We start from the raw sequence: 25,491 nt of genomic DNA on the forward strand, positions 1-25,491 counted from the left end.
AGGGCCGGTCTCAGCCCGCCTGGGACGGTGTCTGCTTCATTCCGTCGACCACGGCACGGTTCTTGATGGCCATGGTGAAGTTCACCGTGCCGGGCTTGACCAGGACGCCCTCTTCCTTGAGCTGCCTCACCTGGACATTGCGCGCACCGAGGTAGACATGGGTCTTCTTGTCGAAGATCCACTCCTCGCGCTGCCCGCTGGTCTCGTCCAGCCGGGCCACCGCCACCCCGTGGCGACCGGCGGCGTCCACCGCGTCGTCGACGACGACGACGCCCGGGATCTTGGCGGCGGCCTCGAACAGCGCCGGGTAGAGCTCGGCCGGCGGGTAGCTCTCGGCGAGGAGGTCACCGATGGTGGTGAAGGCCTGCTGGTCGGGGGTGTTCCCCTGGCCCTTGGTCTCCTTGTAGATCTTGGCAAGGAGTGCGTCGGGGTCGGTGGTCAGCTTGGTCAGGTAGTCGTACGACGGGCTGCCCAGGTGCGCCTTCGGGGTGTTGCCCTGCTCGTCGGGCAGGCTCAGGGTCTCGCCCTCGGGGCCCTCGTTGACGGCGGGGTCGATCAGCCAGCCCTTGACGCCGTCCGGGGACTCCCAGATCTGCCGGCGGTGCAGTTCGTGGCTGGCCAGGCTGGACTTGTCGTCGACGGTCTTCACGAAGGTGTCGGCCAGCACGGACTCGATGTAGATGTACTGACCGGGCTTGACGGTCGGGTGGTCGCCCTCGGCCGCCGCCAGCGAGATCTGGTCGAGCAGCTGGGGCACGCCCTTCGCGGACGCGGTACCGACGTCGGTGGTCAGGGCCGGTCCGGTGGCCACACCGCTGTCCCGTACCCCGCTGCCGTCACCGCCGACCGTCACCACTCCGGCGATGACCACCGCGGACAGGGCGGCCGCCATCGCGGGCAGCGTGATCGCGGGGCGCGGCAGCCGGAATCGCCGGGCCTTCTGAGGGGCCGCGGCGGTCATCCCCGTAGTCGCCGTGCGCTCTTCCCGCTGGACCTGCTCGTGGATCTGGGCCATCAGACGCTCCTTGTGGAACTGGTGGCGGCCCGTCGGCAGGTCACGCGCCGTCTGGGACAGGAGCTGTGCCTCCTGGTCCCACTCGGCAGGGTGCTGCCGGGACGTGTTCGCGTTCATCGGTTTCCTTCCTGTGCGGGCCGGATCGCATTTACGTGATCGCCTCTTGTCTGTCGTACGGGGCCGGGGCCTTCCCGTTTTTCGCGAACTTTCTTGAACGCGATGCCGGAGACAGGACGCCCCAACTCCCCCTGGCTCACGGCAAGTTGGGGCAGGGCGAGCTGAGCCTCGGCGATCGAGCGCAGTTTCTTGCGGGCGCGGGAGAGGCGGGAGGCGACCGTCCCGACGGGAATGCCGAGCGCCTCCGCCGCGGCCTCATAGTCCAGGCCCTCCCCCAGGCAGAGCGTGATGACCTCGCGCTCCGGTCTGCGCAGGGTCGCGAGCGCGGTGAGGGCCGTGGCGAGCCGGTGCCGGTCGTCGACGCGGTCGGCGACCTCCTCGGCGTGGTCGGGCACGGCGAGCTCGGCCGCGGCGGCGGCGTTCGCGGCTCGGCGGTAGCGCCGGTTGCTGCGGTACTGGTTGCGAGCCGTGTTCGTGGCGATGCCCAGCAACCAGGGCCGCAGCGAGCCGCCCTCCGGGTCGACCCTGTCGCGCAGCCGCCACGCCTCCATGAAGGTCGCGGCCATCACGTCCTCGGCCGTCGACCAGTCGGCGGTCAGCCGGAACGCGTGGTTGTAGACCGCACGGGCGTACGCGTCGAAGAGTTCGGCGAAAGCGCTCGAGTCCCCGGCCCGTATCCGGGTTCGCATATGAGTGGTCACCTCTATGAGCTGTACGGCGGGAGGGACCGCCTTCCCGTGAGCTGCGTCACAGGGGAGGCGGGGCCCGGTTTGCCCGCGAGGCGAGGCCCGTGCGAGTCTCGGGCATCATCTCTCCGAAAGGCTGACCCGTGATGCCCGGCATGGTTCCAGGTCTGGTCCTCGGCGACTTCTCCTCCCGCGCTTCGACGCGGGAGCGGTAGCCCCCTTCCTGCCCGACCTACGAACCCGTACCGCGCGATACCGCGAGACGGGCCGTCTGCCACGCACGGCGGCTTCCCCACTTCCCCGGCTCCTCGTCGAAGTGCTCTTCGTGCCCACCGCACGTTCGAACACGAGGAGTACGTCGTGTCCACGACGCCCACGATCACTTGGCCCGAAGACCGATCCGACCGAACTGATCAATCCGACCGATCTGATCAGCCGGCCCGATCCGCCCGCTGGCACTCGGAGAGCTGCGCTCCGCCTCCCCGCCGGGTCGTCGTCGCCGACGACCGCACGAAGGCCGCCACCGCATACCAACTGGCCTGCGAGGGAACGGCGTTGCTGTGGCAGGGCGACTTCCACAACGCGCGTCAGCTGCTCAAGTCGATGAGCCGCCGCATCGAGCGGAAGTCGAACCCCACCCGGCCCGATGCCACCCCGGCCGAGTCCTTCCACCTCCACCGCCGGGCCCGCGGCCACCGTGCCCGCGTACTGGGCAGACTCCTGGTCCTCCTGGAGGACGACCACTCCCTGACCCTGCGCCGGGCGCCCGACGTACGCCGGGCGTGCACCGAGGCGTACGGGCCCCCGCGAGGCGACCGAGCGGTCTCCCTGACGGAGCTGCTGGGTGTCATCGGGGCACATCAGTGGCGCGAGAAGGGTGTGGAGGTGCCGGCCGTGGGAGCCGGCATGCGCATCCATCCCCACTACGGCGTGTTCTCCCCGGTCAGAGGTGAGTACATCGACCTGGTGGCAAAGGCACCGCTGCCCGCGAACCCCCGTACGGCGTTCGATCTCGGTACGGGAACGGGGGTGCTGGCCGCCGTACTGGCCCGCCGGGGCCTCTCCCACGTCGTGGCGACCGACATCAGCGCGCGTGCGCTGGCCTGCGCCCGCGAGAACGCCGAGCGGCTGGGCCTCGCCGACCGCATCGAGGTCACAGGCCCCGACCTCTATCCCGAGGGCCGCGCCGACCTGGTGGTCTGCAATCCGCCCTGGCTCCCCGCCCGCCCGACCTCGACCGTCGAACAGGGCGTCTACGACCCGGACGGCACGATGCTCCACGGGTTCCTGAACGGCCTGGCCGCCCACCTCAACCCAGGAGGCGAGGGCTGGCTCGTCCTGTCCGACCTGGCGGAACACCTGGGCCTCAGGAAACGCGAGGACCTACTGACCGCCATCACCACGGCGGGCCTACGCGTGACGACCCGCCTCGACACGAGCCCCCGCCACCCCCGGGCCCGGGACACCACGGACCCTCTCCACCGCGCCCGAACCGCCGAAGTCACCTCGCTTTGGCGCCTGATCCCCGACTGACGTTCCCGAGGAAGAGGGCCCAGGGCTCCGCCCCGAAGACCAGGGCGGGGCCCTGCGGGAACTTGCTGTCGCGGACGGGGACTATGCCGGGGTAGCCGTCGGCGACCTCGACGCAGTCGTTGTCTCCTCCCTCGCTGTAGCTCGACTTGCGCCATATCGCAGTGCTGAGATCGAGGGTGCGCGTCATGATCTGTGCTCCTCCAGTACGTCCCTGATGAACGTCAGCGAGTCCGACGGTGACAGCGCCAGGTCGCGCAGCCGATCGTAGGACAGTCGGAGCCGCAGGACCTCGTCCGGATCCTCGGCCAACTCACTGCATCCGTTGCCTTCCTTGTAGGCAACAGCGCTTCCGTCCTTCTGCCAGAGCAGCGTCAGCGAACCCGTCATGTGGTGGTGAACTCCCGCTGAGAACGGCAGCACTTGGAGCGCCACATTGGGCCACGCCGCAACGACCTCAAGGTGAAGCAGCTGCTTAGTCCAGGTCTTGGCGCGGGCAGTCGGACGCCGGAACGCGCACTCGTCCACGATGATCCGGACATCGGGCTCCGGACTCTGCTATAGCAGGTACTGCCGCCCGATGCGCGCCGCCACCCGCTCCTCCACCAGATCTTCACCGTCAGCCGTTGTCTGGGCCCCAGACAACACCTCGCGGGCGAAATCCTCTGTTTGCAGGAGGCCGGGCACCGCGGGCGTGAACTTCCACATGATCCGCGCCGTCGACTCCAGCCGCATGAACCTCTTGTACTGATCCTTGAACGCGTCCAGCCGCGTCACCCTCCAGTGGCTGACCAGCAGGTCACCGGCCTTGTAATACGCGTCCAAGTCCTCCATGACCGTCACCTTGGACAGCCGCTCACCCGACTCCAACCGGGACAGATAGCTCTTGTCGTACCCGGTCTCATCAGCCAACTGCCCGAGCGATTTACCCGCCTTCTCTCGGAGATACCGAAGCGTCCGGCCGAGCACAGCCCGACCCGTCTCCTGCTCACCGTCAACCTGTTCGCCCACCGTCACCCCTAACCGTTGCCTGGCGCCCCAGACAACACCGAACCCCTTCCGCAGCGTAGGTCCGAGCAGTGACGATCGAGATACGAACGGTAATCACCGCTCGTCAAAGCCCTCTCTCCAGAAGGAGCACTGCCATGGGCGGACTCGTCACAACCCTCTGCGAGTTGCTGTTGCGCGTACTGCTGCCCGCCAGGGGCCGACATCGGGCGAGACCCACCACCTACCCGCCCGACAGGCGCGAGCCGTGGGCGCCCGCCGCACCCGCATGCCGCTGCCAACTCACTTACGGAGCAAGGTCCTTCGAGTGGGACACACCCCTCGTGCGCCCGTACCTCCACGACGTGGAGGTGTCCGCATGACGGGCCCACTGCGCCTGCTGCCGTGGACGACACCGGAGGGCAAGCCCTGTTACCTGAGCACCGACAGTGAGGAGAGCAGGCTCTCCCGGCTCGCGGACGACCTGGAGTCGGCGCAACTGGACTCCGGCGAACAGGTCCTCACGGGCGCCAGAGCCGTACTCGCCGACACCGAGGCGGGCGAACGCGCCGTGCGCTTCGCGCTCACCAGGGCGGTGGAGTGCCTGGGAGACGTACTCCGCGTCGCGGTCAGCAGGGGCGGACGCATCCCCGGGAACGAGCAGTGATTTCCTGCTCCGCCCCTCAGCCGACGAACAGCCGCCCCATGGATGCCCCACAGGCAATGCGCCTACTGTCACTTTCAAGCAGCGGGCGGCACGGGCGCGGAAGCGGCCGTGGACAGGCGCAGGTACAGCACAGGCACGGCACAGGTACAGGGAGAGCAGCCATGAGTGAAGAACTGCACGACCACGACAGAGGTCTCTCCTTCGACCTGCCGACGCTTCAGCGGCGGAAGATGATCCGGTTGCTGGCCGGTGTCGGCCTGGTGCCGCTGGTGGGATGCAGCAGCGACGACTCGGACAGCTCGGCCTCCTCGGCCGACCCCTCCGCCGGTTCGTCCTCCTCCTCCGCCGCCTCCTCCGGAAGCGCCGAGTGCGAGACCATCCCCGGCGAGACGGCCGGCCCGTACCCCGGTGACGGCTCCAACGGCGTGAACGTCCTGAAGGAGAGCGGTGTCGTCCGCAAGGACATCACCTCCAGCTTCGGGACGGCGAGCGGCAAGGCGGAAGGGGTGCCGCTGACCGTCACCCTCACCGTCGTCGACGCCGCCTCCGGCTGCGATACGCCCAAGGAGGGCGCCGCCGTCTACCTCTGGCACTGCGACCGGGACGGCAACTACTCCCTCTACTCCGAGGGCGTCACCGAGGAGAACTACCTGCGCGGCGTCCAGGAGACCGACGCCAAGGGGCAGGTCACGTTCACCAGCATCTTCCCCGCCTGCTACACGGGCCGCTGGCCCCACATCCACTTCGAGGTGTACGGCAGCCTGGAGGACGCCACCAACGCCACCAACGCCACGTCCATCACGGCCACTTCGCAACTCGCCCTCCCCAAGGACGTATGCGACACCGTGTACGCGACGGACGGCTACGACCGCAGCGTCCAGAACATGGGCCGGCTCTCCCTGGAGACCGACAACATCTTCAGCGACGGCTACGACCAGCAGTTGGCCACGACGAAGGGCAGCGTCGAGAAGGGCTACACGGCCACGCTCACCGTGCCGGTGTAGGCGTACCCCTGTCGGTACGGACGCCGGCGCATCCACCAGCACATCTCTTGACGATCCCCAGGGACAACCGCGACCGGCCCGCCCCTACGATCGAGCCCGGCGATCACACCCTGGGGAGGGGCCGATGAGCGGGTACGGGGGCGGGGACCAGGCCGGCGACGAGGACAGAACCGGAGCCGGGGGCGGGAACGAGAACGGGCTCGGTATCGAGCGCGAGTACCGCAGGCGGAAGAAGCCGCCCAGGCGCTGGCTGCTCGTGATGGCCTTCGCGTTGGGCAACTTCGTCCTCCAGGTGGGCAGACACTTCGACGCCCTGCCCACCTGGCTGCTGGCCTGTATGGCGGTCCTCGTGCTGACGAGCGTCGTCTGGGTGACCCTGTTCATGAGCCGAGGACGCACTCGCGTAGGACCCGACGGGATCGCTGTACGGGGAGCGGTGTTCGAGCGCAAGCGGTCCTGGCACGACATCTACGACATCCGCGTCGAGCCCACCCCGCGCGGAGGGGGCCCCTCGGCGCGCCGCCACGTCACCCTCCTGTACGGGAACGACGGCCGCCGCCTGGGTCTTCCGCACCTCGACGACTGGCAACTGGACGACCCGCACGCCGAGGTCGCGGACCTTCTCACCGCCGCGGCCAGGCATCGCGGCATGACCTGGGAGCGCCGACCTGAGGTGGAGGCGCGCATCCGCCGACGGGCGGGCCACCGCAAGGCCTGGGAACACGCGTGGATCGGCGCAATCGTCGTTCTCCTCTGTATGTTCGCGGTGCTGGTGGCGCTGATCGTCGTCCACGGCGAGGCACCTGTGGTCCTGCTGCTCGTGTGCGTACCGCTGGCATCCTTCGCCGCCCTCGCGGCCCTCCTCAACTGGCGGTGGGAGTCGCAGGTTCCGCGCTCGCTCAGGGAGTCGGAGCCGCCGCCGGCCGTCCGCCGCGGGTAGTCGGCCGGAGGACCGGGTCGCGGCCGGGCCGGATTTTCTGAGGCATCTCTGATCCAGCCGCGATGTCCCCGTGACGTTCGCCGGGTTCGCTTCTTGTCGACCACCGGTGGCGCCGCTCCCCCTCTCCGCCGCCGGGTTCCGTCCTCCGGAGGAGAGCTCAGCGTGCGATCCGTACTCAAGTCGGCCCTCAAGAAGAGTGCCCTGGTGGCCGCGTCCACCGCACTCGCCGTGTCCGGTCTGATGACCGTCGCCGGGCCCGCCCAGGCGGCTGGGCCGGGCGGCGCCACGAACATCCGTGGCGTCGACCCCGGCAACACCGACTCGATGATCGAGCGGCTCTGCAACCAGGAGACGAGCCTGACGGGCGTCTACGGCGCACTCAACGTCGACACCGGCGAGTTCAAGACCCACGACGAGTACCTGCGGGACGTCTTCGGCCTGTGGGAGCCCGCCGGGCCGTGGGAGCTCTTCCGCGGCTGGTGCGGGTACGCGCAGGCCTCGACCTGGTCCACCAAGGGTGCCGCCGTCCGCACCTCGCCGTGGATCGGCAACCGCGGGTCGAAGGACGACAAGGAGACCTTCGTCAGCAGCTACGGCACGAAGACGTTCGCCAAGAAGAGCGTCGGGGCCTCGATCAGCCTCTCCGCCGCGAAGAGCATCTTCTCCGGCACCGCGGGCGGCAGCTTCACCTACGAGTGGGGCTGGGAGAAGAGCTCGTCCTTCGAGCGCCGCAGCGAGAAGACGATCCCGCCGTGCACCCAGGTCGCCGTGACATGGACGCCGTACCAGCGCGTGGTGCGGGTGAACCCGGTCTTCTACGTCGAGGACTACCAGTGGAACAAGGGCGACGGCCGTAAGACCGTGCACAGTTGGCGCGACCGGGGCTACCGGACCATCTACTCGTACGGCTACTACATCGACGGCACCTCCGACAAGCTCCTCCCCAACGGCCAGCCCGACGGCCGCGAGGACAAGGTGGAGGAGAAGCTGGATCCGAAGACCTGCGCCCAGTAGGCGAGTAGGGCGAGTAGGCGGGATCCCGGCAACAGGACCCGAGCAACAGGAACCCGGCAACCTTTCCGTGCGGGGCGGCGACTCACCAGCGATCCGATTCCCCCACCCCCCCGCACGGAAGGTACGCCGCATGAGTGAGCGCCACGGCAAGACGACTGCCGGACCCCGCCACCGCAGAAGGCGGACCGCACTGACGGTCGGCATCCCCCTGGCCCTGACCGCCGCCGTGACCACGACCTACGGCACTGGCCTCGGCGTCTTCGGCGAGGGCGCCCAGCAGACGGCGTCCGCCGCCACGAACGCCGGCAGCGCCACCAGTGCCACAACCGCCGCCGCGCCGGCCTGGGCCGCCGACACCGCCGACGGCTTCGCCTCCGTCGACTCGCTCGGCCAGAACGGCACCTACGGCGGCCGCGACGGCCGGACGGTCACCGTGAAGACCCTCGCCGACCTGGAGAAGTACGCGACCGCCGAGGAGCCGTACGTCATCGTCGTGGCCGCGGCGATCACCATGAACCCGGTCGGCAAGGAGATCAAGGTCAAGTCCGACAAGACCATCGTGGGCCAGGGCACGTCCGGGCAGATCGTCGGCGGCGGCTTCTTCCTCGGCACCGGCGTGCACAACGTGATCATCCGGAACCTGACGATCCGTGACTCCTACCAGGGCGTCTGGAACGACAAGGACCACGACTTCGACGCGGTCCAGATGGACGGCGCCCACCACGTGTGGATCGACCACAACGACCTGCGCCACATGGCCGACGGGCTCATCGACGTCCGCAAGGACAGCACCAACGTGACGGTGTCCTGGAACAAGTTCAGCGACAACAACAAGACCTTCGGCATCGGCTGGACCGAGAACCTCGTCACCGACATCACGGTCCACCACAACTGGTTCCGCGAGACCGAGCAGCGCAACCCGTCCACGGACAACGCGGCCCACGCGCACCTCTACAACAACTACCTGCAGGACGACCCGGGCACGACCATCAAGTCGTCCTACGGCAACTACTCGCGCGGCAGCACGAGGATGGTCCTGGAGAACAGCTACTTCCAGGGCATGAACAACCCGGTCACCAAGGACGCCACGGCCGCGATCGTCCAGCGCGGCAACACCTTCTCGGGCACCAGCGGCCGCAACGAGAGCGGCGGCACCGCCTTCGACCCCAAGTCGTTCTACGGCTACACGCCGGACAGGACGGCGGACGTGCCCGCGCTGCTCACGGCCGGTACGGGACCGCGTACGACGATCGGCACCGCGAACGGCACCGCGGGCGCGGCAAACACCAAGGCGGCCACCGGGGCAGCGGCCGCCCCCCTCACCGTGGCCAAGGACGGCTCGGGCCGGTTCACGACCGTCCAGGCCGCCGTCGACGCCGTCCCCACGAACAACCCCTCCCGCGTGGTGATCTCGGTCAAGCCGGGCACGTACCGCGAGACGGTCAAGGTCCCGGCGAACAAGCCGCACGTGACCGTTCAGGGCGCGGGCGCCAGCCGCAAGGACACGGTCATCGTCTTCAACAACGCGGCCGGTACGGCGAAGCCCGGCGGCGGAACGTACGGCACGAGCGGCAGCGCGACCGTCGCCGTCGAGGCCGACGACTTCCAGGCCCGCAACCTGACCATCAGCAACGACTTCGACGAGGCGAGGAACCAGAGCCTGAGCGGTCACCAGGCCGTGGCGCTGCGGACGGCCGCCGACCAGGTCCTGCTCGACGGGATCATCGTCGACGGCGACCAGGACACCCTGCTTCTGGACACCGCGGCCAAGGACAGGCTCGGCCGGGTCTACGTCAGCAACTCCTACGTCAGCGGCAACGTCGACTTCGTCTTCGGCCGCGCGACCGCCGTGATCGACCAGTCCGTCATCACCCTGAAGAAGCGCTGGGACGGCACGTCGGCGGGGTACATCACCGCGCCCAGCACCACGGCCGACCGCAAGGGCATCCTCATCAACCGCTCGGTCGTCAACGGTGACGTGTCCGCCGGGAGCTTCTTCCTCGGCCGCAACTGGCACGCGGGCGGCGACGCGACCCTTCGTCCGCAGACCACGGTCCGCAACTCCACGCTCAGCGCCGCGGTCAAGTCGACCCCGTGGTCGGACATGGGCGGCTTCTCCTGGAAGAACGACCGCTTCGCGGAGTACAGGAACACCGGCCCCGGCTCGGGCGCCGCGAGCGGCGACCGCCCGCAGCTGACCGACTCCCAGGCCACCGGCCAGGAGGTCGCGGACTGGCTGGGCACCTGGAACCCGACCGCCTGACGACGGCCCGATGTCACACCGTCACGCCGTCACGACGGCCGACACCCGTCCGGCTGGGGAGTGCGAGCCAAGAGCCGCTCCCCAGCCGGCGCCCTGCCACCCCGCCACGCCCTTACGGGCACGGCTGCGGCAGCAACAGCCTCATCGTCGTCTCCACGCCCGTCGGCATCGGCCCCGCGAGCCCCGCGTACACCCCACCCCTCGCCATCAACTCCTCGTGCGTGCCCTCCTCCACCAGCCGTCCGCCGTCCACGACCAGGATCCGGTCGGCGTCGGGGGCGAGGGTCAGATCATGGGTGATCATGACGGTCGTACGGCCGGAGACCAGGCGCCGCAGCGGCTGTACGACCCGGCGGGCGGCGGGCCCGTCGAGTCCGGTGGTCGGTTCGTCGAGTACCAGGACGGGGGCGGCCCGCAGGATCGCGCGGGCGAGGGCGACGCGCTGGAGCTGGCCGCCGGAGAGGATGGCCGTGCCGGGTGCGATCTCCGTGTCGTACGCGTCCGGCAGCGCGCCGATGAACGCGTGGGCGTCGGCGTCCCGCGCGGCCCGCTCGATCTCCGCGTCGCTCGCGCCCGGCCGCCCGCAGCCGATGTTCTCGCGGATCGTGCCGTGCAGGATCAGCGTCTCCTGGGGCAGCAGGGCGACGTTCTCGCGCAGGAACTCCAGGGGTACGTCCGTGAGCGGGACGCCGTCCAGGCAGATCACGCCCGCGGTGGGGTCGTAGAAGCGGGTCAGGAGCTTGGAGAGCGTCGACTTTCCGGCGCCGCTCGGGCCGGTGACGAGGACGAACTCGCCGGGTCCCGCGGTGAACGTCACGTCGTGCAGGCTGTCGCGCTCGGCACCCGGGTAGCGGAAGGAGGCGCCGTGGAGGCTGACCCAGCCGCGTACGGGCCAGGGCCGGACCGGTTCGGCGGGGTCGGTGACGGCGGGCTCGGCGTCCAGGATCTCCTGGAGCCGCTGGGCGCCGGCCGTCGCGGCGGTCAGCGTCAGGCCGAGCCGGCCGAGGTCGCGGATCGGCGGGTAGAGATAGCCGAGGAAGGCGGCGAAGGCGAGCAACTGACCGAGCGACATGCGTCCTTGGGAGATCTCCCAGGCGCCGAGCCCGATGACCGCGAGCACGCACACCGTCTCGACGACCTCGACGAACTGCTCGTACAGCTCACTCGCGCGGGCGCCCCGCACGCTGGCGCGCAGCCAGGCCCTGGCCTCGCGGTCGAGGCGCTTCTCCTCGGCGCGGCGGCGGTTGTAGGCCTGGGTGAGTACGACGTTGCCCAGTGACTCCTCGACGACCGAGGTGATCGCGCCGTCGGCGGTGCGCTCGTCCTGGGCGGCCGTCCTGATCCGGCAGGCGAAGCGGCGGGCGGCGACGAGGAAGAGAGGGGCGAGGAGGAAGGTGACCAGGGCGAGGTCCCAGCGGAGCCAGAGGGCGGCGGCGGAGTAGAAGAGCGCCGAGAACACGGCGGAGACCGTGCCCACGACCCCCGACACGACCATCTGCTCGATGGCCTCGACGTCACCCGTGAGCCGTTCGACCAGATCGCCCTGTCGGTGCTTCTGGAAGAAGTGCGGCGGCAGGTCCTGGACGTGCCGGAAGACGTTCGCGCGCAGCCGCAGTACGAATCTCTCGGCCGTCCAGACGGCGAGGGAGTTCCCGAGGTATCCGACGATCGCGCCGAGCACGGCGACGCCGAGCCAGGCACCGGCGGGCCCCCAGAAGGCGGCGAGCGAACCGGCCTTGAGCGCGTGGTCGGTCAGCTCCGCGAAGAGCAGGATCGAGGCCGTCTCCGCCAGCGCCGACACGATGACGCACGCGACGATCAGCAGCAGCCACCTGCGGTCGCCGCGCGTCAGAGGCCAGAACCGCGCGAATGCCTCCCGGACTTCCCGCATGCCGTCACATTCCCTTTCCTGATTCCCGCAAAAAGAACCGACAAATGGCCGAGGCGGGGTCTCCGGAACGAATCCGGAGACCCCGCCTCGTGGCAGTGGCTACTTCTTGCCGACCGGGCGACGCTGCGGCTTCTTGGCACCGGCCTTCGGCGCGGGCTTCGCGGCGTGCTTCTTCGGGGCGGCGGGCTTGCGGTTCTTCTTGACCGGGGTGATCTTGTGGAAGCTCATGAGACGTCCCTCTTTCTTCTGCTTCTTCTGTGGTGTATTTCCGTTTGCCATAAGCTCCGTTCGGCTTCGACATGGAAAACACTACGAGACCGCAGAAGCGAAAATCGCCAAATCCGCTGAGACCTCGATTAATTGCGGCTGAGACAGATTTCAGGAACCCGCGGGAACCGAAGCGCAATTCACACAGACTTTATTACGCCGCTCACCCGGAACTTATTTACCGCGCGGCCTGTTTGGCGGCCTGCTCGGCGGCCTACTTGCCGATCGACAGTCCCTGCCCGGTGACCCGCACCCGGATCCCGTCCTTCTGCACGCGCACGTCCCGCAGGGTCAGTTCGCCCTTCGGGGGCTTCGGGAGGCGGAAGCCGATGGAGAGGCGGTCGACGAGGGCGGGGCGGGTCAGGCGGGAGAGCCCGTCGAGGAGGGCCAGGTCGAAGCCGAGGCGCTTGAGGAGCTCGGGGTTCTCCACGGCGAGGTCGATGAGGTTGACCTTCATCAACTGGCCTGCGAAGCGCGGGGAGCCGGTGAACTCCTCGAACTTGGAGTCGTCGCTCAGCGCCTCCTGGACCGCGGAGTCCGGCACACCGATGCGCTTCGCGATCGACGGCACCGACAGCAGCTCCTTGGCCTTCTTCTTCTCCTTCGCCAGGCGCGTGGCGGACTTGCGGGTCAGGTGCAGGCCCTGGGACTCGCGGGTGCCGGGACGGAAGGTGGCCAGGTCGCCGATGTCCAGGCGCATTCCGCCGACCTCGGTCGAGATGCCGCGCTCGCCGTCGCGCTTGATCCGCGCGTCGGCCCGCATCCGGAGGTCGTGCCCGGCGACGGGCAGCACCCCGCGCGCCCGCACCTCGTCGCCGCCGTGACCGGTGAACGTCATCTGGGACGCGCCGAGTTCACGGTTCAGGTCGTCGAAGGAGAGCAGCACCTCGCCGTGCAGCTCCGGGATCCGGACGCCGCGCAGGGAGGTGGGTCCGCCGTCGACCCGTACGCCCGTCGCGGTGGCGGAGACCTTCGCCAGGGAGACCCGGTCGGCCGCCACGTCCGGGACGGTGACCGAGACGGAGTCGAGCCGCTGGTCGAGGATCTGGGTGACGAAGGGGAAGCCCTCGATCTCGACCTCGGGGGACGCGCTGAGCTTCAGCTGGTCCCTGACCTTCTCGGCCGCCGTGCGCTCGGCGTACAGGAGCGCCCAGCGGTCGCCGAGGGCCAGGAAGGCGGCGAGGACGAGTACCGCGATGACGGCCTTGACGGCGAGGGACAGTCCGGTGAAGGGACTTCGCCGGCGCCGACGGGTGCGTCGGCGGGGGCGGGCTCCGGAGTCCCGGGAGCCCCGGCGGTGGTTGGGCGGTGCCCACTCCGCTTCCCGCTCGGCCCCCTCGGCCACGGCCGGCTCCTCCACCTGGAGGAAGTCCTCAAGGGGTCCGTCGTCGAGGGCGGCGAGATCCTCGTACGGGTTCGGAGGGGAATGAGAATGCGCCGCGATGGGATGGGGGGTACGCATCAACTGATTCGACCATGCGTACCAACCCCACCCGCAACTCGAATAGGCGGTTTGCGATCTACCTCACGGACAGATCGCCGTTACCGGGTGGCTACTTCACGACGGTGATCCGGTCGGCCGCGGGCGGCGCGATCGGGTTCGTGGCCGAGGAGTTGGCCAGCAGGTACTTCTCCAGGGCCGCGAGGTCGTCGTCGCCCACCAGGTCGCCCGTGCCCTGACCCAGGGTGGTGAAGCCGTCGCCGCCGCCCGCGAGGAAGCTGTTCGTCGCGACGCGGTAGGTGGCGGCCGGGTCGATCGCGGCACCGTTCAGCTTGACCGAGTCGGCGACGACACGGTCGGCGCCGGTCTTCGTCAGGTCGAGCGTGTAGGTGAGCCCCTTCGAGATCTGGAGCACCTTCGGAGAGGCCGCGTTCACGCCGGTGACCTGCTCCTTGAGCACCTGGACGAGCTGGGCGCCGGTGAAGCTCTGCAGGTTCACCGTGTTGGCGAACGGCTGGACCGTGAAGCCCTCGGCGTAGGTCACCACGCCGTCGCCCTCGGCGCCCTTGGCCGCGAAGGTGAGGGGCGCCCGGATACCGCCCGGGTTCATCAGCGCGAGGTCGGTCTCGGGATCCAGCTCCTTGCCGTACGCGAGCTGCGCGTCGGCGATCAGGTCGCCGATCGGGGACTCGGTGCCGACGTTGGAGATGTCACCGGAGATGTAACCGATGGGCTTGTTGCCGATCGGCGCGGCGAGCGTGTTCCACTTCGTGATCAGCTCGGTCATGTCCGGCGCCTTGGGCACGGTACGCGTCACCACGTGGTTCGCGGAGGCGACGGCGGTCCGGGCGATGTCGCCGGTCCAGCGGTCGTACGTCAGCGTCGTGTCGGTGTAGAGCCGCCCGAAGGACGCGGCCGAGGTGACCATGCGGGGCTTGCCCGACGGGTCGTTGATCGTGCAGGCGTACGCGGCGTGGGTGTGGCCGGTGACCAGCGCGTCGACCTTCGGCGTGATGTTCTTGGCGATGTCCACGATGGGGCCGGATATGCCGTCGCCGGCACCGGGCGAGTCGCAGTCGTAGTTGTACGCAGCCGAGGCGGGCAGTCCGCCCTCGTGGATCAGCGCGACGACCGACTTGACGCCCTGCTTCTCCAGCTCCTTGGCGTACTTGTTGATCGTCTCGACCTCGTCCTTGAACTTGAGGCCCTTCACACCCTCGGCGGAGACGACACCCGGGGTGTCCTCAAGCGTGACGCCGATGAAGCCGACCTTGACGCCGTTCTTCTTCCACACCCAGTAGGGCTTGAGGATCGGCTTCTTGGTCTTCTCGTCGAGGACGTTCGCCGCGAGGTACGGGAAGTCGGCCCCCTCGAACTTCTCGCCCTTCACATAACAGCCGTCCGTGGGGTGACAGCCGCCCTTCTGGAGGCGGCCCAGCTCCTTGGCACCCTCGTCGAACTCGTGGTTGCCGACGCTCGTCACGTCGAGGTCCAGCTTGTTCAGCGCCTCGATGGTGGGCTCGTCGTGGAAAAGCCCGGAGATCAGCGGGGAGGCACCGACCATGTCGCCGCCGGCCGCCGTGACTGAGTACCCGTTGGCCTTGCTGCCCTCGCGGGCCTGGCGCAAATGCGTCGCCAGGTACTCGACACCGCCCGCGTCGATCGTCTTGCTGGTGCCGTCCGGCTGAAGCTCGGTGACCCGGCCGGAGGACCCGGCCGGAGGCTCCAGGTTGCCGTGCAGGTCGTTGAAGGAGAGCAGCTGGACGTCCTGGTAGCGGCCCGGCTTCTGGTGGCCGGGCTTCTTCTTGCCCGTCTCGCCCGCGGACGCCGGCATCGCGGCGACGAGGGCGCCGACGGTGGCGACGCCCGCGGCCACCGCGAGGAAGCGGGTGGTCCGGCGTCTGCGTCGGTAGGGATGAGGTGTGGCTGACATGCGCCCCCCTGTGGGTCGGCTGATATGTGGGCCCCGTCCCGGCGCAGCCTAGAGTCAACGCGCGTAGCGCGACAGGGGGTTCAGGGTTACGGACTGGTTGCCGCGCGGGGCGATTCACCGCGAACCGGACAGGTCGCGGGCCGATGGCGCGCTCTCGGCGCACTCCCGGCGCACTGGCCGCGTCCACACTCGTCGGGCCACTTCGCCATGAACCGGACACGTCGTACTCTCGTACTCATGACCAGCGAAGACACCGCACCGGCTGTCCCGGCCCGCTCCCTCGACATCCTCTCCGCGCTGAGCCCCGGGCAGACCGAGGCCGTGCTCGACCTCCTCGCGGAGGCCGCCCGGGCCGACGGACAGCAGGCGGTGTCCGAGCAGGGCCGGCTGCAGCTGCGCGGTGGCGCCCGGGAGGGGGTCCGCCATCTGCTGCTGACCTCCCAGGACCGGCTCGTCGGGTACGCACAGCTGGAGGACACCGATCCCGTCGAGGCCCCGGCCGCCGAACTCGTCGTCCACCCGGCGCACCGCGGGCACGGGCACGGACGGGCGCTCGGCAACGCGCTGCTCGCCGAGTCCGGCAAGCGGGTGCGTGTCTGGGCCCACGGCGGCCACTCCTCGGCCCGCCATCTCGCACAGGTCCTCGGTCTCACGCTCTTCCGCGAACTGCGGCAGATGCGGCGGCCGTTGACGGACCTCGACCTGGCCGGGCCGAAGCTTCCCGACGGCGTGCACGTACGGACGTTCGTGCCCGGCGAGGACGACACGGCGTGGCTCGCCGCGAACGCCGCCGCCTTCGCGCACCACCCCGAGCAGGGTTCGCTGGGCCAGCGGGACCTCGACGACCGCAAGGGTGAGCCGTGGTTCGATCCGGCCGGGTTCTTTCTCGCCTTCCGGGACGAGGAACTGGTCGGGTTCCACTGGACGAAGGTCCATGCGGAGGAGGGGCTCGGGGAGGTGTACGTCGTGGGCGTACGGCCCGGGGCGCAGGGGGGTGGGCTCGGCAAGGCCCTCACCACGATCGGGCTTCGGTATCTGGCGGGGCGGGGGGTGCCGACGGCGATGTTGTACGTCGATGCGGACAACACGGCGGCGGTGGCTGTTTATGAGCGGCTCGGGTTCGTCACGTACGAGACCGATTTGATGTATCGGACGGAGTCCTGAACGGAGGTCCTCGCCGGACGGGCGACGGGATTCAGCGGACCGTTTCGATGGTGCGGGCCGGTGGGGGCTTGTCGCGCAGTTCCCCGCGCCCCTAAAGGGGCCTAAGCCGCAGCCATGCCCGTAGCGGCTCCACGCACGCCCTCGCGCCCACCACGGTCGCCACCGCCAGGAGCATCGCCCAGCGTTCGTGGGTGTCGGCCCAGCGAGGGTCGTCCGGGGTCACCAGGAGGGCCCAGCCGTCGGGGAGGAGCAGGAATGCGGCGGCCGCGGTGGACAGGAGCCAGGTGGACACCGCCACCCCCGGCTCGGTGACGGTCGAGCGCTGGATGATCAGGGCCGCCGAGGCGAGGGCGAACACGGCGGTGGCGATCGCCTCCAGGGTGAGGGCGCCGACCGGCGGCCGTGCTTCCTCGGGCACGAGGAACACCGCCGCGGTCCAGCAGAGCGCGGCCCACGGGGCGGCGAGTGCCACGCGCAGGCCGACGCGCAGCGGGCGCCTGACCGGCACCGCCGAGGTGATGTGCCGGGCCGGGTCGTCCAGCAGGAACGCGAGGCCGAGGGCGAAGGCGAGCGCGGCGCCCCGCAGCGCGAGGAGGCCGAGCCACGGGTCGGGGACGCCCGACAGCATGCGCGGGATGCCGGCCAGCAGCAGCCCCGTGGCGCCGCCGGCCGCGAGCGCGCGCCAGGGCAGCGTGCGCAGTACGGGGGTCAGCAGGGCGCGTGTCGTGACGGTCATTCCTTGCACGCGCCACCGTCCGCTTCCGCGCCGTCCGCCGTCTTGTCCGCGGCCGGTACTGCCAGCAGTTCCGCCACCCGCGCCGTCGACGTCTTGGGCGAGGTGAGCTCCGCCCACTTGGCTTTCACCTTGCCGGCGACGCTGTAGCGGGGCTTCTTGAGCAGTTCCACCACGATCCGGGTCTGTTCGGCGCTCATGACGAAGGATTCCGTGGGGGACAGGACGACGGCGGAGCCCGAGACGTCGTCGTCGAGGCGGACGTTGCGGAGCGCGGTCATCGGGTCGGACTCCCCGCCCAGCGCCAGCCACATGATCGTCACCATGCGGGCGTCGCACACCTCGCTGCCCGCCTTCTCGTTCCCCGCCACCAGCACGGACGCGGCGGCGACGGCGAACTCGGGGACGCGGTTGCCGCCCCAGGCCGTGCCCACGGTCACCTGGCCGGGCGTGGTCGACGGGGAGATCAGGGTGTCGGTCTCCAGCCCGGAGGTGGCGTCGATGCGCTGCCGTACGGTCAGCCGCTCGCCCCCGGCCCTGCCGCCCGCGAGGTTCTGGACCCGGTCGACGACCTCGGCCCAGTCGGCGGTGCGGCCTCTCCACTCGGGGAAGGCGCAGTACGTGGACCCGCCGTGCTTCAGACACGACTGGACCTTCTCCGGAGCGTTGGTGGCCCGCTCGCGGGCCGCTGTCGACCCGGCCGGGGTGCCGCCGGACTGGCCGACAGCACCCACCAGCGTGAGGGCGAGCGATCCGGCGACGGCCACCTTGACGACCGTCGTACGCCCGCCGCTGAGCAGCACCGCGACCAGGGCCGCGAGCAGGACGAGCCCGACGAGGTACAGGACGTGCCAGCCGGCGGGGCGGCCCAGCAGGTCGGAGGGGAACGGGGAGGAGCCGCTCTCGGTGACGACCGGACCCAGCCAGGTCGTCCAGTTGGAGCCGGACGAGGGCGCCACGAAGAGCATCCCGAAGAGCAGGAGGACGAGGATGACCGGCGCGGCGAAGACCGAGCGGAACAGACGGGCGAGGAGGACACCGAGCGCGCCGAACAGCAGGACCGTCAGCGGGCCGACGGCGAGTTCCGCGGGCGAACCGTGTCCGGCCGCGCCGGGCTTGAGCGCGGCCCAGGTGAACTGGACGAGGACGCACACCGCCGTGAACAGGGCCGCCGGGACGATCGACAGCGCGTGGGCGACCGTGCGCCGCCACGGCTCGAGGACCAGCACGTCGAAGTGGCGGTCCGTGTCCCGCCGGTGGGATCGCAGGACCGCGCGGTTGACGCCCAGCATGACGGCGAGCCCGATCAGTAGCGGCATGCTCTGGGTGGCCCGGTCGACGTCCTGGAGTATCGGATAGTCGCCCTGGCGCTGCGTGGTATCCCACACGATCCAGGCGACGTACAGGATCGAGAGGCCGAAGAGGGGGATGGTCATCCGCAGCTCGCGCGCCTCGAAGCGGGCGAGGGCGAACACGGCCGCCCAGGAGCGTGGCGGGTGCGCCGGCTCGACGGCCCGGGCGGGTGTCTCGAGAACGGTGCTCATGCGGCCGCCACCTCCGAGGCCTCGCCGTCGAGGGTGAGCAAGTAGCCGTCCTCCAGGGTCGGTTCGACGAGGTCGGCGCCCTCGGGGGGCTCGCCGACGTTGCGGAAGGAGCCCGTACCGGTGCGCCAGCCCGCCCACGCGCCCGGGTCGCGTTCGGTGCTGCTCCACACCCGGCCCGCCGCCCGCGCGGTCAGTTCGGCCGGGGTGCCGTCGAAGCGGACGCGGCCGCGGACCATGACGATCACGCGGTGGCAGAGCATCGCGACGTCCTCGGTCTGGTGGGTGGAGAGCAGCACGGTCCGCCCCTCCCCCGCCCTGGCGATCAACTCCCTGAAGCGCATGCGCTGTTCGGGGTCGAGGCCGACGGTCGGCTCGTCGAGGACCAGGAAACCGGGGTCGCCGACGAGGGCGGCGGCCAGCGCGACCCGCTGGCGCATCCCGCCGGAGAGCTTCTTGATGCGCTTGCCCCGTACGTCGGACAGCGCGACGTCGTCCAGGACCCGCCGCACCTCGCGGTGCCGGGCGGTGCGGTCCGTCAGCTCCTTGAGGATCGCCACGTAGTCGACGAACTCGAAGGCCGTGAAGTCCGGGTGGAAGCCGGGTGCCTGCGGCAGATAGCCCAGGGTGCGCCGCACCTCCTGGCGTCCGGCGGTCGTGCCCGGGTCGTTGCCGAGCACCGTGAACGCTCCCTTGTCCGGGGGCACGGCGGTGGCCAGAACCCTCAACAGAGTGGTCTTTCCTGCCCCGTTGGGACCGAGCAGCCCGGTGACGCCCTCGCCGAGCCGCACCGACACGTCGTCGAGCGCGGCCGTTCCGCCGTAGCGGAGGGTCAGCCCGGAGGCGGACACCGTCGGCGTCGTAGGAAGGTCAGACATGCGTGACTCCTGTGGAAGAGAGCGGAAGCAGGGGGAGGCGGCGGCCGGGATACGGCACCGGCGCCGGAGGGAGAGCGGTGGCCCTCACCCGTCGCCCCCGTCGTAAGAAGAAGAGGAGGAACTGCGGTTGCCGGAGCTCTTCGGGAGCAGGACGGCGATGAAATGGAGGACCCGGAGGACGACCGAGGCGGTCATCAGCAGCCCGGCCTTGAGCAGCTTGAGCCGCCTGCGCGTGGCGTCGGACATCACGCGGTGCCTCCGTCCGAGTAGCCCGCGAACGGTGTGTGCGCGGAGGTCGAGTCGAATCGGTCGCGGCCGAGGTAGAAGAGCCCGGCGGCGAGTGCGGCGACGGCGGCCGCGATGCCCTGCCCCGCCGCGGTGTAGGGCGCGAGGGTCTCCTCGGTCGTCCGCTGCGCGACCACCAGCAGGGCGACCCACGTTCCGCCGACCAGGCCGGGCGCGAGGACCGGACCGAGCCGGGGCGTCAGCGCGAGCCCGGTCGCGGTGAGCGCGAGCGCGGGCAGCAGCCAGGCCAGGGCCCGCAGTCCGTACGAGGGAAGCGCGAGGGTCGCGAGGCCGTTCAGGACGAGCGCGACGGCCAACACGGGAACCGTGCGGATCAGCAGCAGCCGGAAACCGTGCATCGGCGACACCACGGCCATCTCGTACGTCGGGTCGAGCACCGGCCCGTACGACAGCGCGACCCCGGCGAGGGGCAGCAGCGGGGCGAGGGCGAGGAACATCGCCGGGGACTCGGGCGTCCGGGCGGCGTTGGCGGCGATCACCGTGATGACCAGTACGGCGACGACCGCGCCCAGCCACGACCGGCGCAGCACCGGTGTCGCGGCGAGCAGCCTGGCGGTGTGGTCGGCCACGCCCATCCGGACGAGCAGCGACTCCAGGAACCCCGGCCGCGGTACGTCCAGTTCGGCGTCGAGGCGCTCCCATCCCGCGTCCAGGGCGACCGGGTCGCTCACCTCGGCGAGCTGTGCCCGGCAGCGCGCGCAGGCGAGGAGGTGGGTGTCGGCCGACCAGAGCATCGGCGCCGCCAACTCACCGCGTGCGTACGCCCGGAGGTCGTCCTCCGCGACGTGCCAGGTCATGCTGTCCGCGTCGCTCGTGCCGTTCACGCCGTTCGCGTTCGTGTCGTTCGTGTCGCTGCTCATGCCAACTCCTCCCGCAGCTGCTTGCGGGCCCTGAGGGCCCGTGTCTTGACCGTCCCCGGCGGGATGCCGAGCAGGACGGCCGCCTCCCTGGTGGTCAGCCCGTCGATGACCGTGGCCTGGAGGACCGCCCGCAGCTCCGGCGACAGCCGGACCAGGGCGCCCGCGAGGTCCCCGTGCTCCACCCCCGCGAGCACGCGCTCCTCCGCGGACGCCTCGTCCCGGTGCCGCAGGCGCCCGAGCGCCTGCCGCAGCCGGCCCCGCGCGCCGTCGCCCCGCAGCGCGTCGATCAGCCGCCGCGAGCCGATGCGCCACAGCCAGCCGGCGACATCTCCGGTGGTGCCCTCCTCGCGGTAGCGGGCACTGCCGCGCCAGACCGCGAGGAACGTCTCCTGTACGACGTCGTCGACGATCCCCGCGTCCGCGCACCGCCCGCGCAGCCGTGCTCCGAGCCACGGCGCGTACCGCCGGTACAGCTCTTCGAAGGCGCGCCGGTCACTGTCCGCCGCGATGGCCCGCAGCAGATCCCCGTCGCTTCTCGTTTCCCTCACACCCCCTCATCGCGCGAGCCCCGCCGATCGGTTCACGTCTCCGCGAGAAGTTTCCGGAACCCGGCATTCACCTTGACAGGCCCCCGGCAATCCACCACCCTTTCACTACTCAATTAGTGAAAGGGTGGTGGTCGAGCGTGGTCGAGTACCGCATCGACCGGCGCAGCGGTGTCGCCACGTACGTCCAGATCGTCCAGCAGACCAAACAGGCCCTGCGTCTTGGCGTCCTCGAACCGGGCGACAAGCTCCCCACGGCCCGTGAGGTCGTGGAGGCCACCGCGATCAATCCGAACACCGTCCTGAAGGCCTACCGCGAGCTGGAGCGCGAGGGCCTGGTCGAGGCCAGACGCGGCCTCGGCACGTTCGTACGGCGCTCGCTGGGCGCCACTCCCGCCGACCACACAGCCCTGCGTTCGAAGCTGACCGTCTGGCTGGACGAGGCACGCAAGGAAGGCCTGGAGCGCGAGGACATCAGCGCGCTCTTCGCCTCCGCACTGGACGAGAAATGCCCTGAGGGGGAGCGATGAACAGGGTTGGGGAAGGGACCGCGCTGACAGCGGTCGGACTGGGCAAGCGGTATCGGCGCCGACGCGGCCATGTGCTGCGGGACTGCTCGTTCCGGCTGCCGACCGGGCGGATCTGCGCCCTGGTCGGCCCGAACGGCGCGGGCAAGTCGACCCTCCTGCAACTGGCGGCCGGTCTGATACGCCCCACCGAGGGCACCCTGACCGTCCTCGGCACCAGCCCCGCCGCGGCCCGCGAGCGCTTCGCGTACGTCGGCCAGGGCAAACCGCTGCCGCCCCAGCTCACCGTCGCCGCCACGCTCCGCCTCGGCGCCGAGCTGAACCGCGCCCGCTGGGACGGGCCGGCCGCGGAACGCATCGCGTACGGACACCCCACTCCGCAGGGCCCGCGGGACGGCGCCCTCGACCCCACCGCGAGGATCCGCTCCCTCTCCGGCGGCCAGCGCACCCGCGTCGCCCTGGCCCTGGCCTTCGGCAAGCGGCCCGAGCTGATGCTGCTGGACGAGCCGATGGCCGACCTCGACCCGCTGGCCCGGCGCGAACTCCTCGGAGCACTGCTGGGCGAGGCCGCCGAGCACGGCACGACGATCGTGATGTCCTCGCACGTCGTCGCCGAGCTGGAGGGCGTCTGCGACCACCTGCTCCTCATGGGCGGCGGCCGGATCCGCCTCGGCGGCGACCCCGAAGAGCTGCTCGCCGCGCACACCCTGGTCACCGGCCCGGCGCGCGACCTCACCGGCCACACCGTCGTCGAGTCCCGAGACACGGGCCGCCAGCTCACCGCCCTGATCCGCCCAGGCGGCCCACTGTCCGACGACTGGCAGACCGCCGCGCCCACCCTGGAGGAGCTGCTCCTGGCCCACCTCCGCGACCCGAAGGCACCCGACCTGTTCACCGAGGACACCGCAGCGGGCGAGGAGAAGGGCGAGCGCGAGGCGGAAAAGACCGAAGCGGCCGGAGAGACCGGAGAAGACCAGGAGAACGAGGAGAACGCGCGCGCATGACGACCCTCCTCACCACCGGCACGTCCACCGGCACCTCCCCACGCACCGGCCGCGGCCTCGCCCTGTCCGTGCTGCGCCTGCACCGGTCGGCCCTGTGGCTCTGGCTGCTGCTCGTCGCGGCCCTCTCGGCGGCGATGCTCTGGGCGTACGGCCCGGGTTACGACGCCGCCGTCGCCGACGTCCGGGAGCAGTGCCGCGACAGCGTCGAGGCCTGCCACTACCCCAACGGCCCCTGGCTGAACAAGTACGACACGACCGTGGCCTTCACCACGCTCACCGTGGCGTACTTCCCCTTCCTCGTCGCCGCCTGGGCGGGCGCGGCCCTCATCGGCCGCGAACTGGAGACCAGCACCGCGCACCTCGCCTGGACCCAGTCCGTCTCCCCCACCCGCTGGCTCGCCGCGAAGCTCGCCGTGCCCGCGCTGCTCATCACCGCGGGCACGGCCGTACTGGTCCCGCTGCACCGCCTGATGTGGAACCGCGGCGCGGAACTGCTCTGGGCGGACTGGTACGACGAGAACACCTTCCACGCGAACGGAACCGTCACGCTCGCGTACGCCCTGTGCGGCCTGGCCCTCGGCACCCTCGCGGGCCTGGTCGTCGGCCGGGCGCTGCCCGCCCTGGGCGTCGCCTTCGCCGCCCTGCTGCCCGTGTTCTACCTGGGCAACGAGTACCGCGTGAGCCTGTGGCCCACGGTCACCGCCACCGATACCAGGATCCCGAGCCTGCCGGCGGAGGCCCTCGACCTCGAACACGGCGTGATCACCACCGAGGGCACCCGCATCGGCAACAACCTGGCCTGCACCGATTCCGACAGTGCGGCCGACCTCAAGCGCTGCATGACCGACGCCGGTATCAGCGACTTCTGGACCACGTACCACCCGAAGTCCCACTTCTGGCCGCTCCAGCTCGCCGAGACCGGCGTCGTGCTGGCCGTCGCCGCCCTCGCGGTCACCGCCGCGTTCGTCCTGCTCCGCCGCCGTACCGCCACAGAAGGAGTCGCCGTATGAGTGCCTTCGCCATGAAGGGAACAGCCGAGACCCCCGGAGTGCCGCCCGGCGGGCCGGTCAGGGGGCTGCCGTGGGCCGTACTGCGGCTGCACCGCGCGGCGCTCGTGGTGTGGGGCGCCCTCATGCTGGCCGCCGTCGGCATGCTGGTGTGGGAGGTCGAGATCACCGCGGACTCCGTACGGGACCGGATTGCCGCGTGCGGACGGACCGGCGGCCTGTGCCGGATCCAGAACCTGACCGACTACAGCAGCACCATCGGCTGGGCCTCCACCCTCGTCTACTACAGCTTCTTCGCCGTCGCCGCGTTCGCCGCCGGCGCGCTGATCGGGCGCGAGTTGGAGAACGGCACCGCGCAGCTCGCCTGGACTCAGTCCGTCTCGCCGACGCGGTGGCTGGCCACCAAGCTCGCCGTGCCCGCGGTGCTGCTGGTGGCCGGCGGCACGGTGTTCGTGTTCGTCTTCCGGTGGGCCTGGGCGGCCAACCGGGACCTGATGGGCGACGACTGGACCTTCAACGACGTGTTCGCCGCGCGGGGGCCCGCCCTGGTGGCGTACGGGTTGTGCGGGCTGGGCGTGGGCGCGCTCGCCGGGGTCGTGCTGCGACGGTCGCTGCCCGCGCTGGGGGTCGCCTGCGGGGTGATGTACCTGGTCAACCACAACCTGGAGAAGTACCGCGAGGATCTGTGGCCCGCGGCTACGCCTGCCCCTGGCAAGGGGGTCGAGATGTCCGAGGACGTCTGGCAGATCGGGGACGGGAGCGGGCGTTTTCATCCCCAGTCCCACTACTGGCCCATGCATCTGGTGGAGACCGGGATTGTGCTGGGGGTCGCCGTTCTTGCCACGGGGGCGGCATTCTGGGTGCTTCGGCGCCGTACGGGCTGAGCGGTCGTTGTACGTGCGGGCCGGATGTGGCTGATCGCGCCGTTCCCCGCGCCCCTTACGGGGCGCGGCCCCGACGCCGGGGAGCCGCCCCCCGCTATCCCGCACGTCATGTCGCCGTAACCGGTCATTCAGACGGGCTTGCGACGCTCAGGCAATGAACCCCGCCGCGCCCGAGCCCTCGCCTCCGCCGGAGCACGAGCCCTCGTCCGTGAGGGAGAACGGAAGCCCGCACGTCCCCGTACAGCTCCCGCCCGCCCTCTCCGACGCGCCCGTTTCCGCCCCGGCGC

25 protein-coding genes and 1 pseudogene are annotated in these 25,491 nt (G+C 70.5%); 12 read left to right on the forward strand and 14 right to left on the reverse strand.

Going from position 1 to position 25,491, the window contains the following annotated elements:
- Window positions 1-10 precede the first annotated feature (10 nt).
- Window positions 11-1,132, reverse strand: coding sequence for a CU044_5270 family protein (locus QF035_RS24785; RefSeq protein WP_307522767.1), 1,122 nt, complete (start codon window positions 1,130-1,132; stop codon window positions 11-13).
- Entirely contained in the window at window positions 1,129-1,821 is a 693-nt protein-coding gene (locus QF035_RS24790; protein ID WP_307522769.1) for an RNA polymerase sigma factor, read from the reverse strand. The genes QF035_RS24785 and QF035_RS24790 overlap by 4 nt, the downstream gene beginning before the upstream one ends.
- Window positions 1,822-2,178: 357 nt before the next feature.
- Between QF035_RS24790 and QF035_RS24795 the strand changes: the two genes are divergently transcribed.
- Window positions 2,179-3,351 carry a class I SAM-dependent methyltransferase gene (locus QF035_RS24795; RefSeq protein WP_373466714.1) on the forward strand — a complete coding sequence of 391 codons (1,173 nt, stop codon included), beginning with the start codon at window positions 2,179-2,181 and terminating at the stop codon, window positions 3,349-3,351.
- Here QF035_RS24795 and QF035_RS24800 read toward each other — a convergent pair.
- On the reverse strand, window positions 3,320-3,538 hold the full coding sequence (locus QF035_RS24800) for a DUF397 domain-containing protein (protein WP_307522771.1): 219 nt from the start codon (window positions 3,536-3,538) through the stop codon (window positions 3,320-3,322). The two genes, QF035_RS24795 and QF035_RS24800, sit on opposite strands and share 32 nt — an antisense overlap.
- Window positions 3,535-4,365: pseudogene (locus tag QF035_RS24805) on the reverse strand (helix-turn-helix domain-containing protein). The gene QF035_RS24800 and the pseudogene QF035_RS24805 overlap by 4 nt, the downstream one beginning before the upstream one ends.
- A 128-nt stretch (window positions 4,366-4,493) precedes the next feature.
- Between QF035_RS24805 and QF035_RS24810 the strand changes: the two are divergent.
- From QF035_RS24810 to QF035_RS24835, 6 genes are all read left to right on the forward strand, one after another.
- Window positions 4,494-4,718, forward strand: a complete 225-nt coding sequence (locus tag QF035_RS24810; protein WP_307522773.1) for a hypothetical protein — start codon at window positions 4,494-4,496, stop codon at window positions 4,716-4,718.
- Complete coding sequence (locus QF035_RS24815) at window positions 4,715-5,002, forward strand: hypothetical protein (protein WP_307522775.1); 288 nt, start codon at window positions 4,715-4,717, stop codon at window positions 5,000-5,002. The genes QF035_RS24810 and QF035_RS24815 overlap by 4 nt, the downstream gene beginning before the upstream one ends.
- A 161-nt stretch (window positions 5,003-5,163) precedes the next feature.
- Window positions 5,164-6,006: an intradiol ring-cleavage dioxygenase gene (locus tag QF035_RS24820; RefSeq protein ID WP_307522777.1), complete on the forward strand. Its 843-nt coding sequence runs from the start codon at window positions 5,164-5,166 to the stop codon at window positions 6,004-6,006.
- 124 nt (window positions 6,007-6,130) lie between these two features.
- Window positions 6,131-6,946 (forward strand): PH domain-containing protein, encoded by an 816-nt coding sequence (locus tag QF035_RS24825; protein WP_307522778.1) that lies wholly within the window; start codon window positions 6,131-6,133, stop codon window positions 6,944-6,946.
- A gap of 162 nt (window positions 6,947-7,108) precedes the next feature.
- Complete coding sequence (locus QF035_RS24830; protein WP_307522780.1) at window positions 7,109-7,960, forward strand: hypothetical protein; 852 nt, start codon at window positions 7,109-7,111, stop codon at window positions 7,958-7,960.
- Window positions 7,961-8,090: 130 nt separating this feature from the next.
- On the forward strand, window positions 8,091-10,223 hold the full coding sequence (locus tag QF035_RS24835; RefSeq protein WP_307522781.1) for a pectinesterase family protein: 2,133 nt from the start codon (window positions 8,091-8,093) through the stop codon (window positions 10,221-10,223).
- A 112-nt stretch (window positions 10,224-10,335) separates the two neighbouring features.
- Here QF035_RS24835 and QF035_RS24840 read toward each other — a convergent pair whose 3' ends face one another.
- From QF035_RS24840 to QF035_RS24855, 4 genes are all read right to left on the reverse strand, one after another.
- Window positions 10,336-12,114, reverse strand: a complete 1,779-nt coding sequence (locus QF035_RS24840; RefSeq protein WP_307522783.1) for an ABC transporter ATP-binding protein — start codon at window positions 12,112-12,114, stop codon at window positions 10,336-10,338.
- Window positions 12,115-12,213: 99 nt separating this feature from the next.
- Window positions 12,214-12,342, reverse strand: coding sequence for a hypothetical protein (locus QF035_RS24845; RefSeq protein ID WP_307522785.1), 129 nt, complete (start codon window positions 12,340-12,342; stop codon window positions 12,214-12,216).
- Between the two features lie 253 nt (window positions 12,343-12,595).
- Window positions 12,596-13,843, reverse strand: coding sequence for an LmeA family phospholipid-binding protein (locus tag QF035_RS24850; protein WP_307522787.1), 1,248 nt, complete (start codon window positions 13,841-13,843; stop codon window positions 12,596-12,598).
- Window positions 13,844-13,934: 91 nt separating this feature from the next.
- Window positions 13,935-15,755 (reverse strand): bifunctional metallophosphatase/5'-nucleotidase, encoded by a 1,821-nt coding sequence (locus tag QF035_RS24855; RefSeq protein WP_307522789.1) that lies wholly within the window; start codon window positions 15,753-15,755, stop codon window positions 13,935-13,937.
- Between the two features lie 237 nt (window positions 15,756-15,992).
- Between QF035_RS24855 and mshD the strand changes: the two genes are divergently transcribed.
- The gene (mshD, locus tag QF035_RS24860; RefSeq protein WP_307522791.1) at window positions 15,993-16,919 is read left to right on the forward strand and encodes a mycothiol synthase; all 927 of its coding nucleotides are present in this window, start codon (window positions 15,993-15,995) and stop codon (window positions 16,917-16,919) included.
- A 91-nt stretch (window positions 16,920-17,010) separates the two neighbouring features.
- Here the strand turns inward: mshD and QF035_RS24865 are convergent, their stop codons facing one another.
- The 6 genes from QF035_RS24865 to QF035_RS24890 form a co-directional block, all read right to left on the reverse strand.
- Window positions 17,011-17,655, reverse strand: a complete 645-nt coding sequence (locus QF035_RS24865) for an ABC transporter (RefSeq protein ID WP_307522793.1) — start codon at window positions 17,653-17,655, stop codon at window positions 17,011-17,013.
- Complete coding sequence (locus QF035_RS24870) at window positions 17,652-19,196, reverse strand: ABC transporter permease (RefSeq protein WP_307522795.1); 1,545 nt, start codon at window positions 19,194-19,196, stop codon at window positions 17,652-17,654. Before QF035_RS24870 ends, QF035_RS24865 begins: the two co-directional genes overlap by 4 nt.
- On the reverse strand, window positions 19,193-20,071 hold the full coding sequence (locus QF035_RS24875; protein ID WP_307522796.1) for an ABC transporter ATP-binding protein: 879 nt from the start codon (window positions 20,069-20,071) through the stop codon (window positions 19,193-19,195). Before QF035_RS24875 ends, QF035_RS24870 begins: the two co-directional genes overlap by 4 nt.
- A gap of 84 nt (window positions 20,072-20,155) precedes the next feature.
- The gene (locus QF035_RS24880) at window positions 20,156-20,317 is read right to left on the reverse strand and encodes a hypothetical protein (RefSeq protein ID WP_200396790.1); all 162 of its coding nucleotides are present in this window, start codon (window positions 20,315-20,317) and stop codon (window positions 20,156-20,158) included.
- On the reverse strand, window positions 20,317-21,174 hold the full coding sequence (locus QF035_RS24885) for a zf-HC2 domain-containing protein (RefSeq protein ID WP_307531397.1): 858 nt from the start codon (window positions 21,172-21,174) through the stop codon (window positions 20,317-20,319). The genes QF035_RS24880 and QF035_RS24885 overlap by 1 nt, the downstream gene beginning before the upstream one ends.
- A 59-nt stretch (window positions 21,175-21,233) precedes the next feature.
- Window positions 21,234-21,785, reverse strand: coding sequence for an RNA polymerase sigma factor (locus QF035_RS24890; RefSeq protein WP_307522799.1), 552 nt, complete (start codon window positions 21,783-21,785; stop codon window positions 21,234-21,236).
- Between the two features lie 137 nt (window positions 21,786-21,922).
- On the opposite strand from QF035_RS24890, the gene QF035_RS24895 reads away from it, so the two are divergent.
- The 4 genes from QF035_RS24895 to QF035_RS24910 are packed head-to-tail and all read left to right on the forward strand — an operon-like array spanning window position 21,923 to window position 25,204.
- Window positions 21,923-22,312, forward strand: coding sequence for a GntR family transcriptional regulator (locus QF035_RS24895; protein WP_307522801.1), 390 nt, complete (start codon window positions 21,923-21,925; stop codon window positions 22,310-22,312).
- Complete coding sequence (locus tag QF035_RS24900; protein ID WP_307522802.1) at window positions 22,309-23,313, forward strand: ABC transporter ATP-binding protein; 1,005 nt, start codon at window positions 22,309-22,311, stop codon at window positions 23,311-23,313. The genes QF035_RS24895 and QF035_RS24900 overlap by 4 nt, the downstream gene beginning before the upstream one ends.
- Complete coding sequence (locus QF035_RS24905; protein WP_307522804.1) at window positions 23,310-24,323, forward strand: hypothetical protein; 1,014 nt, start codon at window positions 23,310-23,312, stop codon at window positions 24,321-24,323. The genes QF035_RS24900 and QF035_RS24905 overlap by 4 nt, the downstream gene beginning before the upstream one ends.
- Window positions 24,320-25,204, forward strand: coding sequence for a hypothetical protein (locus tag QF035_RS24910; protein WP_307522806.1), 885 nt, complete (start codon window positions 24,320-24,322; stop codon window positions 25,202-25,204). Before QF035_RS24905 ends, QF035_RS24910 begins: the two co-directional genes overlap by 4 nt.
- The last annotated feature ends 287 nt before the right edge of the window (window positions 25,205-25,491 follow it).

The sequence above is a fragment of the Streptomyces umbrinus genome (assembly GCF_030817415.1).
In the GTDB taxonomy this organism is placed as follows: domain Bacteria; phylum Actinomycetota; class Actinomycetes; order Streptomycetales; family Streptomycetaceae; genus Streptomyces; species Streptomyces umbrinus_A.